At 53.4% G+C, this 12,651-nt stretch carries 6 protein-coding genes and 1 tRNA gene; all 7 read left to right on the plus strand.

Annotation, left to right across the window (positions count from 1 at the left end):
• Positions 1 to 255 precede the first annotated feature (255 nt).
• The 7 genes from ABDW36_RS10095 (at position 256) to ABDW36_RS10125 (ending at position 12,651) form a co-directional block, all read left to right on the plus strand.
• Entirely contained in the window at positions 256 to 2,622 is a 2,367-nt protein-coding gene (locus tag ABDW36_RS10095; RefSeq protein ID WP_343701771.1) for a TonB-dependent receptor, read from the plus strand.
• A gap of 117 nt (positions 2,623 to 2,739) precedes the next feature.
• A tRNA-Gln gene (locus ABDW36_RS10100) sits at positions 2,740 to 2,810 on the plus strand.
• Positions 2,811 to 2,937: 127 nt separating this feature from the next.
• Positions 2,938 to 6,093 carry a S41 family peptidase gene (locus ABDW36_RS10105; protein WP_343701772.1) on the plus strand — a complete coding sequence of 1,052 codons (3,156 nt, stop codon included), beginning with the start codon at positions 2,938 to 2,940 and terminating at the stop codon, positions 6,091 to 6,093.
• Positions 6,090 to 6,641, plus strand: a complete 552-nt coding sequence (locus ABDW36_RS10110; protein ID WP_343701773.1) for a sigma-70 family RNA polymerase sigma factor — start codon at positions 6,090 to 6,092, stop codon at positions 6,639 to 6,641. The genes ABDW36_RS10105 and ABDW36_RS10110 overlap by 4 nt, the downstream gene beginning before the upstream one ends.
• A gap of 77 nt (positions 6,642 to 6,718) precedes the next feature.
• On the plus strand, positions 6,719 to 7,771 hold the full coding sequence (locus ABDW36_RS10115; protein WP_343701774.1) for a FecR domain-containing protein: 1,053 nt from the start codon (positions 6,719 to 6,721) through the stop codon (positions 7,769 to 7,771).
• Between the two features lie 155 nt (positions 7,772 to 7,926).
• Positions 7,927 to 11,223 carry a SusC/RagA family TonB-linked outer membrane protein gene (locus ABDW36_RS10120; protein WP_343701775.1) on the plus strand — a complete coding sequence of 1,099 codons (3,297 nt, stop codon included), beginning with the start codon at positions 7,927 to 7,929 and terminating at the stop codon, positions 11,221 to 11,223.
• Positions 11,224 to 11,235: 12 nt separating this feature from the next.
• The gene (locus ABDW36_RS10125; RefSeq protein ID WP_343701776.1) at positions 11,236 to 12,651 is read left to right on the plus strand and encodes a RagB/SusD family nutrient uptake outer membrane protein; all 1,416 of its coding nucleotides are present in this window, start codon (positions 11,236 to 11,238) and stop codon (positions 12,649 to 12,651) included.

A 12,651-nucleotide genomic window follows, 5' to 3' on the forward strand; every position in this document is an offset into this window, starting at 1 on the left:
ATGAAGTTTTAGCGGTTAATGCAACAATATTAAATGATTTAGCTTGTTAACGGTACCGCAGGAAGGATTGTAAAAATACTGTCATGGTGCAAACCCTTTGTCATGCTGTGTTTGACAACGCTTTTTTTCCGTATATGGTAAATAATTTTCCCTCATTGATTATCGAAAGGGCATGCGGCGAAGCGATTTTTTTCTCCATTTCTGGTAACTGATTTTCCCCGGCTGCATATTTTATTGCGGCAACTTTGTACCCGCATGAAAATAGTGATACGTATTGCGCTATACCTGCTTTGTTTTCTTACGGCGCATGCTGCATGGGCGCAGCATGCGTTGAAAGGCGTGGTACAGAGCAGGGGGGCTGGCGTGCCGGCTGCCACTGTAATGGCGTACAACGGGCAGTACCGCCATATGGTGCAGGCGGACTCAACCGGTCATTTTGTGATGCGCCTGCCCGCCGGCCGCTTTTCAGTAACAGCCAGTTGCATCGGCTTTACCACCGCCACCAGCAGCGTATACATTGGCCGTACGCCGCTGCCCCTGCTTTATATAGAAATACAGGCGTCGGAACAGGGCCTTGACGCAATAACGGTAACGGGCACACGTTATGCAAAAGAAGATGACCTGATAGACATCAAAAAAGTAGCCAGTCCGGTGGCGGTCATAGATAAAAAACAGATCACCGCCATGGGCAGCCGGCGGCTGGATGAGGTGCTGCGCGAGCAAACGGGCATGGCCGTTGTAAATGATCTGGGGGCTGGCAACCGGAGCATTGGCCTGCAGATGCAGGGCTTTGGATCAGAACACATACTGGTGCTGCTTAACGGCCAGCCCATGACGGGGCGGTTTAACGGCAACTTTGACCTTTCGCGCATCAGCGTGTCTGATATTGAAAGGGTAGAGATCATTAAAGGCGCCAGCAGCAGCCTGTATGGCAGTGAGGCGCTGGGCGGGGTAGTGAACATCATTACCCGGCAGCATTTTACGGCCACCCGCGGTGCGGCCAGCCTGTTGTACGGTACCTACAATACGCTTGACGCAGGCGTTGAAGGAGAAACGGGCTTCCGGCAAGAGAAAGGCGGCGCCTATGTGGCGGCCAACGTTTATCGTACAGACGGTTTTAATGCCAATACCACCTACCTCAAAAACGGGCAAACATCGCCCCCGTACCACAGTTACAACCTGCAGGGCCGTTTGAAGCATGCGCTCGGCAAAAAGAGCATGCTGCATGCGGGCCTGCGCTTCGGCAGCCGTCATTCCGTAATGACCAGGTCTTACGGTACGCAGCCTTTCCGTGACAAGCTGCATGAAACAGACCTGAACGGCTCCCTGGTGCTGAACAGCCAGTTCAGCAATGAGTGGAAGCTGCTGCTGCGCTACTACCTCACGCACTACGCTACAGACCAGGCAGTACATGTAATAGAGACCGGCCATACGCTTCAGCACAACGAGTTTTCCCAGTTCATTCACCGCCTGGAGGCGCAAACCGAAAAAAAATATTTCAATGACCGTCTTACGCTAACCGGTGGCGGCGGTGGTGACTACCAGCAGATGAACAACACCCTTGCCGAAGGCCGCAACAGCATGACCAATTATTTTGTTTACGCGCAAGCCAACTATACACCGGTACAGCAATTGACTCTCATTGCCGGCGGCCGGTATGACGGGAATACCGTGTATGGCGGCCGCTTCAACCCCAGTGTGGGGCTGCGGTATAACGCATTGCCGTGGCTAGCCGTCAACGCTTCAATGGGGCAGGGCTACAAGGCGCCCACCTATGCGCAGCTCTACCAGGCGTTTACCAATATAACGCAAGGCTATACGGTAATTGGGGCCAACAACTTCGCGGAAAAGGCGGCAGCTATGCAGCAGGCCGGCCTGATCCAGCAAATATGGCCCAACGCCGGGCTGCCGGGCAACCTGCGGCCGGAGGTGTCCACTTCCTATAATGCGGGTATGCAAATTACTGCTGCCGGCCGTGTTACGGTAGGCATCAATGGTTTTTACAACAATATTTCCGATCTCATTAATACAGAACAGGTAGGCATTATGAAGAACGGCCAGCAGCTTTTTTCCTATTTCAATATCGCCCGTACTTACACCCGTGGTATGGAAGCCAGCCTGAAATATAACATTGTGAAGGGGCTTCACCTCACCGCCGGTTACCAGTACCTGCAGGCCAAAAGCCGTGATGTGGAAGATTCCATTAAAAGCGGTACCGGCGCTTATGCACAAGTACGTACAGAAAGCGGCATCCGCCCCGCCCGCCCCGCAGACTATTTCGGGCTGCCTAACCGCAGCCGGCATATGGCTAACCTGCAATTGTTATATGAATATGCGCCATGGGGGCTTACGGTATCTGCCCGCGGCAGCTACCGCGGCAAATACGGTTTTCTTGATATGGACAACAACGGGTATATTGATACCTATGATGTATTTGTGAAAGGCTACACGCTGGTGAACATTGCCATGCAGAAAGAGCTGCTGGCAAAGAAGCTGTTGTTGCGGCTTTCGGTAGACAACATCGGGAACTATACAGATTACCTCATGCCCTCCCAGCCGGGCCGCGTGCTTATGGGCGGAGTTACCTGGCGGTTTGTCCAAAAGGAAAAATTAAAACAATAGATTGTTTTTCACCGGATTTAACCTAACTTTGCGCTCTCAAAAGATTTGGAAAATTCAGAAAAACGCTGGATTTTTGTAGAGAGAAAAGTTTATAACTGGTTAATAATCAGTAATTATTGCCTGATAGTATAACGGTAGTACGACAGACTCTGACTCTGTTTGTCTTGGTTCGAATCCAGGTCAGGCAACTCCGGTAAAACGCTGCAATTCGCTATTGCAGCGTTTTTTTATTCAACCCCGCAAAGCAGCTCCGGAAGTTCCATTTCCCAAATCTTTTGTACTTTTCTCGGCATGGTCCCTGTAAAAAGAGCCCTTTTGGCACTCTGTTTTGTCGTTTCCGGCCAACTGGCACAAGCGGCGGATGGCCCGCTGTGGCTGCGTTATCCTTCTATCTCGCCAGACGGTAAGAGCATAGCCTTTACCTACCGGGGCAACCTCTATAAGGTGCCCTCCACCGGCGGTACAGCCTGGCCGCTCACTATGAATGGCGCCAATAACACCATGCCCGTTTGGAGTGACGACGGACAGTTTATTGCATTTGCGGGCAACCAGGCCGGTAATTTTGATGTATATGTAATGCCCGCCGCAGGAGGGGAGGCCAAACGGCTTACCTGGCATTCTGCAGATGAGTTCCCTTATGATTTCTCTCCCGGCGGCAGGAACGTGGTATTTGGCGCGGTCCGGATGGATGACCCTGCCAACCGCCAGTTCCCCTCCGATGCGTTACAGGAATTATACGAAGTGCCCGCAGCGGGCGGCCGGGTGAGTCAGCTGCTCACTACACCCGCAGAAGACGCCAAAATCAGTACAGATGGACGTTTTATTGTGTATCACGACCGGAAGGGACGGGAGAATAGCTGGCGCAAGCACCAGGTATCCGCTATAGCCCGTGACATATGGGTCTATGACAGCCATAACAAAACGCATCTCAAGGTCAGCACCTTCGGTGGTGAAGACAGAAACCCAGTCTGGGCCGGTTCAGGTCATATCTTTTACCTCAGTGAGCAGGCCGGCAGCTTCAATGTATTCCGCACTTCCACCCGGGAAAACAGCACGCCGGAGCAGATCACTTTCATGAAAGATCACCCCGTCCGTTTCCTCAGCATTGCCGGTAACGGTACGCTTTGTTTCGGGTACAACGGGGAAATCTATGTGAAGCCGCAGCAAGGGGAAGCCGTCAAGGTAGCGGTAAACATTGCCACAGCAACAAAACAGGAGGAGGAAAAACGTTTCCCTTTTCCGGACGTTACTGAACTGGCGCTTTCTCCCTCCGGTAAAGAGATTGCCTTTGTCATGCGTGGAGAAGTATTTGCCGGCAGTGTGGAAGGGGACATGATCAAAAGGATTACGAAAACACCGGGTGCGGAAGCGGGGCTGAGCTTTTCGCCAGACGGGCAGGCCTTGCTGTACGCCGGTGAACGCAATGGCCGGTGGAACATATACCGCTGCGCGCTCGCAGACCGTGAAGAGCGTTTTTTCTTCAATGCTACCTCCCTGGAAGAAACGCCGCTGATCGCCAATGAACATGAAAATTACCAGCCCCGGTTTTCTCCTGACGGCAAAGAGATCGCTTTTGTGGAGAACCGGGCAACCCTGAAAATATTCAACATGGCCAGCCGTCAAACCCGTACCGTTATGGGGCCGGATCAGCTATATAGCCGCAATGATCATGACCAGTATTTTGAATGGAGCCCGGACGGCCGCTGGCTGCTGGTGAAATACAATGAACAGGGCAGCGGTAACGATGAAGTAGGCATCATTGCCGCAACCGGGAAGGAGAAACTGGTAAACCTCACCCGCAGCGGTTACAGTGATGTTAATCCGCGCTGGATGATGAATGGCAGAATGATGATCTGGCAAACCGACCGGAACGGGCTGCACAGCTATGCCAACAGCAGTACACGGCAGAACGATGTGTATGCCTTGTTCTTTGACCGCGCGCTCTGGCAATATTTTAACCTGGATAAAGATGAGGCGGCCCTGCAAAAAGAGCTGAGGAAAAATGATCAGGATGAACAAAGCGGCATAGACTGGGATGGCCTGGAGCTGCGCAAGGCAAGGCTTACCACGCATCCCGCGCTCCTGGGCAGCGCGCTCATCAGCAAAGACGGGGAAACGCTCTATTACCTTGCCCGTTTTGAAAAGAAATACGACCTCTGGGCCTGCCATCTGCGCACCAGGGAAACGAAGCTCCTGTTGCCGCTTAACATAGATGATGCTTTTATGCAGTGGGACAAAGAGCAGAAGTACATGTATGCGCTGGCAGACGGCAAGGTGCTCCGTATAGACCCTGCCGGTGGAAAAAAAGAATACCTGGCCTTCAGCGGAGAGATCACCATCAATACCGCCCTGGAAAGGAAAGAAATGTTTGAGCACGTATGGCGCAGAACAAGGGAAACTTTCTACACCGCCGGTATGCACGGCGCCAAATGGGACGTGCTGAAAACGAATTACGAAAGATTTCTGCCGGATATCAACAACAACTATGATTTTGCCGAAATGCTGAACGAGCTGCTGGGAGAGCTGAACGTAAGCCACACAGGGGCCAGCTTTAGCGATGACCGCAAGGATGGAGATGTTACCGCATCTCTGGGAGCTTTCTATGATCTTACTTTCGAAGGCCCGGGCATGGCGGTTAAAGAAGTGATGCAGGGCGGCCCGCTGGATGACCCTGCTTTTGGTATCCGCCCCGGCACCAGCATTGAAGCGGTTGACGGGGAGCCCGTAACACCGGATAAAGATTTTGCTTTTTACCTGAACAGGAAGGCCGGTAAAAAGATCGCCCTGGTACTCCGGACCGGTAAAGAAACGCGGCAGGTGCAGGTGAGGCCTGTAACGCCTGAGAAGGAATTTGACCTGCTATATGAGCGCTGGGTAAAACGGAACGAAGCAGAAACGGAAAAGCTGAGCAAGGGAGAATTGGGCTACGTTCACCTGTACCGAATGAACGACGCGGCCTACCGCCATACCTACGAAGAAGCGCTGGGCAAGTTTCCCGGCCGCAAAGGGTTGGTGGTAGATACACGGTTCAACCGGGGAGGAGACCTGGCTTCGGAGCTGATCATGTTCCTGAGCGGCACCAGGGTGCGCAATAATACAACAGACCGGTTCCTGGTATACAGCGAACCGGCTTTCCGCTGGACGAAGCCTTCCATTGTGCTGGCCTGCGAGGCCAATTACAGTGATGGCCATTGTTTTGCACATGACTACCAGGTGCTCAAAATGGGCAAGCTGGTGGGCATGCCCGTACCGGGCAGCTGTACGTGGATGACCGGCCAGTCCCTGCAAGACAACACCCTGCGCTTCAGCGTGCCTACCCTGGGTGTGAAAGACCTGGCAGGCCGCTACCTTGAAAATTCGGAAACCCGGCCTGATGTACAGGTAATGAATGCCTTTGATAAAGTGGCCGCCGGCCAGGACCAGCAACTGGAAGCGGCCATACAGACATTGATGAAAGATCTGCAACGTTGACAGGGGAGGAAAACAATATCACCTATTGGGAAGGGATGCGGAAAGGGAACAAACAGGCCCTTTTTGATCTCTACAACAGCACCTATTTCCATCTGGTGCGTTTTGGCCTGAAGCTCACCGCCAATGACGAACTGGTGAAAGACTCCGTTACCCAGCTATTTCTCCAGTTATGGGAAAAACGTCAGCGTCTCCAACCCGTTACCCAGGTAAGGGCCTACCTTTTTACTTCCCTCCGGAGAATGCTGGCAGACCAACTGGAATATCACGCCAAAATAGAAAACGCCATTGAGCGGATGGGCCGGCAGGAAACGGCCAGCGAGCTGCCATATGAGGAGATTATCGTCCGGGTGCAGCAAGATGAGGAGATGAAACGCAAACTGTACCATGCCATGCAGCAGCTTACCCCGCGGCAAAAAGAGCTGATAGACCTGATGTTCTTTGAAGGATATACCTACCAGCAAATTGCAACCCACACCTCCCAGACCGTAAAAACCGTGTACAACACCATGTACAATGCCATCAAGCTGCTGCGGGAGCTGCTGAAATAGCTTTTTCTAAAAAAAAGTGGATTTTTTTTGGGTAAAAACGCTTTTCCCGCCGTCAGTTATGGAAAGGTGTATGTAGTATGAGCAACCGTTACCGCAGCGCGGAAGATTTTGTTTGTGACGAATCCTTCCAGCGATACTGTCTTGGGACCGACCCGTCTGCCGTTGATTTCTGGGAAAACTGGATCAAGGAGCATCCGCATGCTTCCGGTGAAATAGCCGAAGCAAGGAAGCTGTTTTCCTTGCTGAATGCCAACCAGGGCAACCTGCAGGAGCAGGCGCGTGAGTTGAAAGACGGTATGGAGCGGTCTATGCTGCTGAAGGAAGAGTTCGGCCAGCGTGAGGCTACTACGGCCAGGAGGTCACGGAAGGCGCTGTACATAGGCATTGCGGCATCCATTCTGCTGGCTGCGGGCGTTTTTTATACCTGGGAACAGCAGCGCAACACGGTTGAGTTGCCGGTGGCTTCCACGGTACATTCCGGCGCGGAACCGCGTAAAACCGTCATGCTGGCTGACGGGTCTGTGATTACCATGCGCAACAACAGCGCTATTTCCCTTTCTGAAGGCTTCAGCAAAACCAACCGCGTGCTTACCCTCTCCGGGGAGGCTTTTTTTGATGTGAAGCACGATCCGCAGCATCCCTTCATCGTACACACCAAAGATGCCAGCATAGAAGTGCTGGGCACCGTTTTCAATGTGAGCGCATACCCGGAAAATTCCTATACCGAAACGGCCCTGTTCCGCGGGAAGGTGCAGGTAACCTCAAAAGAGGACCCTGCCCGTAAAACGGTGCTGATGCCCAGCCAGAAGCTGGTGATACAGTCCGGCGGCAAACGGGATACTTCGTTTTCTGTCCGCTCCCTGGCGGTAGACCCGGTAGATCACAAGGCAAAAGAGATAGCATGGGTGAGGAGCCGGCTGAAGATACAGGATGAAACCCTGGAGCAGATTGCCGGACGGCTGCAGCAGTGGTATGGTATCCCCATCGTCATTACCGATGAAGAAGTAAAAAAATACAGCTATTCCGGAACGTTCGAGAGCGAAACGGTTATCAAGGCGCTGGAAGCCCTGCAATTATCTTATCCCTTCAGCTTTGAGGTAAAGCAAGGCAGAGTGGTGATCAGTAAATAAAAAAGGAAACGTTGGCGCGTTTTCCTGTCAACCAAAATAAATAATATGAAGTAAAAATGGGAAGCGTTGGCGCGCTTCCCGGAGTTTAGAAAATGTATAAGGCTATTCACTCACTAAACCATAACAAAGTTATGAAACTCCCGCTATTGTTAGCTATGAAACTATTTACGCTATTGCTTCTCCTGGGTTTCCAGGTGTATGCCGCTACCGGCGCAGGGCAGGACAGGATCAGCCTGGACCTGCACAAAAGCAGTATACGCAAAGTGCTCAACGAAGTAGAGAAACAGACCAGCTACCGCTTTGTTTATCACAGCGGTACGCTTCCCGAAAGCCAGCGTGTAAGCATTTCCGTGCAGAATGCAGAGCTGGCGCTGGTGCTATCCCGTGCATTTGCGGGGCTGCCGCTGGAATACGTAGTAAAGGAAGATAACCTTGTAGTGATCGTTTCCGCCACGCAGCCGGCCGCCTTGCAGGAAAAAGTGATCAAAGGCCGGGTAACGGCAGCCTCCGGGGAAGCATTGCCCGGCGTGGCCGTGCGCATCACCGGTACCAATACCGGCGCAGCCACGGACGGAGACGGGCGCTTTGCCATTACGGCAGGCGAAGGCGCAAAAACCCTGGAGTTCAGCCTGCTGGGCTTCACGCCGCAGCAGGTGACTATTGGCGCCCAAACGGAGATCAACGTAGTGATGCAGCCCTCTACCACCAGCCTGGGAGAAGTGGTGGTAACGGGTTATACCGGGTATAACAGGAGCAAATCGGTTTCGGCGGCTACAACGGTGGGAGGTGACCTGATCAGTGAAGTGCCCGCCGCCACCTTCGAGCAAGCCCTCCAGGGGCGTGTGCCGGGCCTGAGCGTGAATGCCATTTCCGGCCAGCCGGGTACCAGCGCGCAGGTAACGCTGCGGGGCGTGGGCACCATAGCAGGTAATACGAACGTACTGTACGTGATGGACGGCGTGCCTATTGAAGCCAATGCCTTCCAGGCCATCAACCCCGGAGATATTGAATCGGTGACCGTATTTAAAGATGCCTCTGCAAAGGCTTTGTACGGCTCCCGCGGCTCCAACGGCGTCATCGTGATCACTACCAAAAAAGGTAAATCAGGAAAAGTAGCGGTAGAATACCGCTCTCAATACGGCCTTTCCACACTCACCTCACCGAAGTTCAATATGATGAACTCCGCGCAAAGGAAAGAGTTTGAAGAAGGCATAGGGCTGGAAACCGGCGCGGAGGCCGGCCCGTTCTGGACGTATTCCCGGCAAAACCCGGATTACGCCGATAAAACCGCCGCGGAAAAAGCGGAAGCAGACCGCATCGTAGACAGCCTGCTGCAGATGAATACAGACTGGCGCGACCTCTTTATGCGTAACGGCCGCTACATGGAACAGCAGATCAGTGCCAGCGGCGGCAACGAAAATATCAGGTTCTATTCGTCCCTTAATTATTTTGATCAGCAGGGCCTGGTGAGGGTATCTGGTCTCAAACGTTACACCGTCAGGAACAACCTGGACTTCACGGCAGGAAAATTCACCGCCAACCTGAACGCTAACCTGGGGTATTCCAAAAGCAGCCTGATACAGAGCGAAGGCAGCACTGCGGCCAACAACCCGCTGTCTGCCGTATACTACGCATTGCCTTATGAATATCCCTTTGCACCTGACGGCAAGCTGGTAACTACCGGAGACGGGGCTGACTATCCCGTGCTTGACCTGCGCGAAGGCAGCGACTCGTACGAAAGGATGCTGAATACCTCCAGGCTGCAGAACCAGTTGAAAATGATCATCAGCACTTCCCTCAACTACGAGATCGTGAAAGGGCTGGTTGCCAAAACAAGATTGGGTGTGGATTACAGGGACCAGACCAATGAAGAATGGATCAATCCGGATTCCTACGCCGGGCGCAGGGTATCCAACGGCCGGCAGGGCAGCTACGCGGAGGGTGTAAGCCGCCGGTCTTCCATCATTTCCACCTCCGGCCTCACGTACAGCAATGTTTTCAACAGCAGGCATGACCTGGAAGTGTCTGGCTATTTCGAATATCTTGAAAACTCTGTCCGCTCTTTCGGCTATACAGGCTACGGCCTTGACCCGCGCCTGCCGCGGACGCCGGCCGGCGTTGGAGACCCCGGTACCTTTGTGCCGCTGCTGAACGGCGGCAAGTCAAAGAACGCCACGGCCTCTTATATTGGCCTGTTGCGTTATACTTACAACAACAAATACACTTTCAACGGCAGCTACCGCTACGATGGTTCCTCCATGGTGCCTGAAAGCAACCGCTGGCACGGTTTCTACTCCCTGGGCGTTAGCTGGGAGGCCAAACGTGAAGCATTTCTGCAGGATATAGACTTTGTTCCCATGCTGCGTGTAAGGGCCAGCTATGGCACTACGGCCAGCCAGTTCATCAATGATTTTGCTTACCTGGCAACCTTCACCAGGGGCAGCTACGGAGGCAACCCGGCCATTGTGCCCAGCCAGCCCGGCAATGCGGACTATGACTGGGAGTACGCCAAAGAGATGAATATCGGCTTCGACCTGGGCCTCACCCCCTCCAACCGCATTCGCCTCACCGCAGAATACTACAACCGTGTAACGAGCAACCTGTTCATAGACCAGCGGCTGTCTTTCACAGCCGGCGTGCCTGACGAAACGCTGCCCATCAGCTCCGGCAAAATGCGCAACCGCGGCGTTGAGCTGGACCTGCAGGGAGACATCATCCGCAGAAAAGACTTTACCTGGACGCTGGGCGCAAACATGGCTTATAACAAAAACAAGGTGCTGGACCTTGGCGGCGCCGATGAATTTGAATACGGCTATACCGGCATCATCCGCGTAGGGCTGCCTTTCGGCTCCCACTACGCGCCCAAATGGGCCGGTGTAAACCCCGCTAACGGAGACCCGCAGTATTACGACACAGAAGGCAAGATCACTACAGAATATGACGCTGCCACCATGAGCGTGGCGGAGTTCGGTACCTACATCCCCGAGATCACCGGTGGTATCAATACCGGCATCACCTGGAAGAATTTCTATTTCAATGCGCTCCTCAGCTTCAATACACGCGTCATGCGGTACAACAACGAAGATTATTTCAACGAAAACCCCAGCTTCATCACCAGCAACCAAAGCATCCGGCTGCTGTATGACCGCTGGAAGAAACCGGGAGACCAGGCTCTGTTGCCACGTATCAGCGCAGACCGCAACTTTACTTCAAGGGATATACAAGACGCGTCTTTCCTGCGCCTGCGTAATGCCAACATCGGTTACAACCTGCCGAAGCATGTACTCGGCGGCCTGCGTTTCATCAACGGCGTGCAGATCTACCTGCAAGGCCAGAACCTGCTGACCTGGACAAAGTGGAGAGGTTTTGACCCTGAAAACGGTAATGAATACGCCCGCTTCAGCTACCCAACTCCAAGAACTTACGTGGCAGGTCTAAACGTTAACTTTTAATCTTCTCCCGGCATGAAAAAGTATTTTCTCTTCATCATCACCATCACCTTCGCTGCTGCCGCGTGCAACAAGCAGCTGGACCTTCGCCCATCGGATTATATAGACCCTGAAGGCGCTTACCGGAACGTAGATGATATTGGCCAGGGTTTATTAGGTGCGTATTCCATACTGAATTATTATTCCAGCATCCGTTACACCTCGCTGATAACGGACGAGAACATGCTGCCTTCCGAAAACAGCACCGGCTCAGGCGTAGCCACCCACCGCTGGCAGTATGACGGCAGTTTCCTGCATGATGCCTGGAAAGACAATTACATTGCCATAGACCGCGTTAACCGTGCCCTCAGCGCGTCTCGCGGCGTACCCGTAAAACCGTCCGAGCAGGAAACACTGGCGCAGTACCAGGGAGAGCTGCTGGCGCTGCGGGCTTACTGCCACCTGGAGCTGGTGCGTAACTTTGCCGAAAAATATGAGGCTTCGGCCATGGGCGTACCGTATATGGACAGCTCCTACATCGGCAAACCGGCCAGGCTGTCATTTGCTGCCACCATGCAGAAGATCAATGAAGACCTTGTGGCCGCAAAGGCATTGATCCCCGGAGGTTTTGATGACCGTACAAGGCTCACCAAAGCCGCTGTGTCTGCCCTGCAGGCACGCGTGGCCCTGTATGAGAAAAACTGGGCCAACGCCATCACCTACGCCACCGAAGCTATCAATGCGCTGCCGTTAGCTACCCGCGCCCAGTTCCCGCAGATATGGAAAGACAACAGTACTGCCGAAGTGTTCTGGAAACTCAAAAGGGTAGCGGGAGACGAAGAGGTTGGCGGATTTTATACGCAGGCCGGTTTCCTTGACAACCCCGCCGGCAGCAGGCTTTACTACGCCGCATCTTTCAAGCTCACTAACCTGTTCGACAAAAACAACGACATCCGTTTTTCCTCTTACATCAAAATAGACCCGGGCCGTGAAACAGCCGGCCAGGTACCGAACGCTGTGGTAAAATACATCAGCGCCAATCCTTCCATGGCCAACCTGGTAGACCTCAAGCTGCTGCGTACCGGCGAAATGTACCTGATACGCGCAGAAGCCTATGCGGAAGAAGATGAGCCCGGGCTTGCCGCGGCAGACATCAATGCCCTGCGCGCCGCGCGCATTGCAGGCTACACGCCGGTTACCTTTGCAGACAAGAACGCCCTGATCAGCGCGGTTATCACAGAACGGTTTAAGGAGCTGGCATTTGAAGGCCACCGGCATTTTGACCTGCGGAGAAGGAACCTCAATATTTCCCGCAATCCGGAAGATGCCGTGAACGCCCTGGGCGCCGTACTGCTCACCCCTGATGATCCGGAATACGTATTTCCTATTCCCAACAGCGAGCTGCGCGCCAACCCGAACGTTAAACAAAACCCTGGCTACGTGAACAAATAA

It is taken from the genome of Chitinophaga sp. (assembly GCF_039596455.1).
GTDB lineage: Bacteria > Bacteroidota > Bacteroidia > Chitinophagales > Chitinophagaceae > Chitinophaga.

Bases quoted from the DNA above. Each gene is read 5' to 3' on its own strand.
- ABDW36_RS10120 (WP_343701775.1), top strand. From the start codon at position 7,927: ATGAAACTATTTACGCTATTGCTTCTCCTGGGTTTCCAGGTGTATGCC.
- ABDW36_RS10125 (WP_343701776.1), top strand. From the start codon at position 11,236: ATGAAAAAGTATTTTCTCTTCATCATCACCATCACCTTCGCTGCTGCC.
- ABDW36_RS10115 (WP_343701774.1), top strand. From the start codon at position 6,719: ATGAGCAACCGTTACCGCAGCGCGGAAGATTTTGTTTGTGACGAATCC.
- ABDW36_RS10095 (WP_343701771.1), top strand. From the start codon at position 256: ATGAAAATAGTGATACGTATTGCGCTATACCTGCTTTGTTTTCTTACG.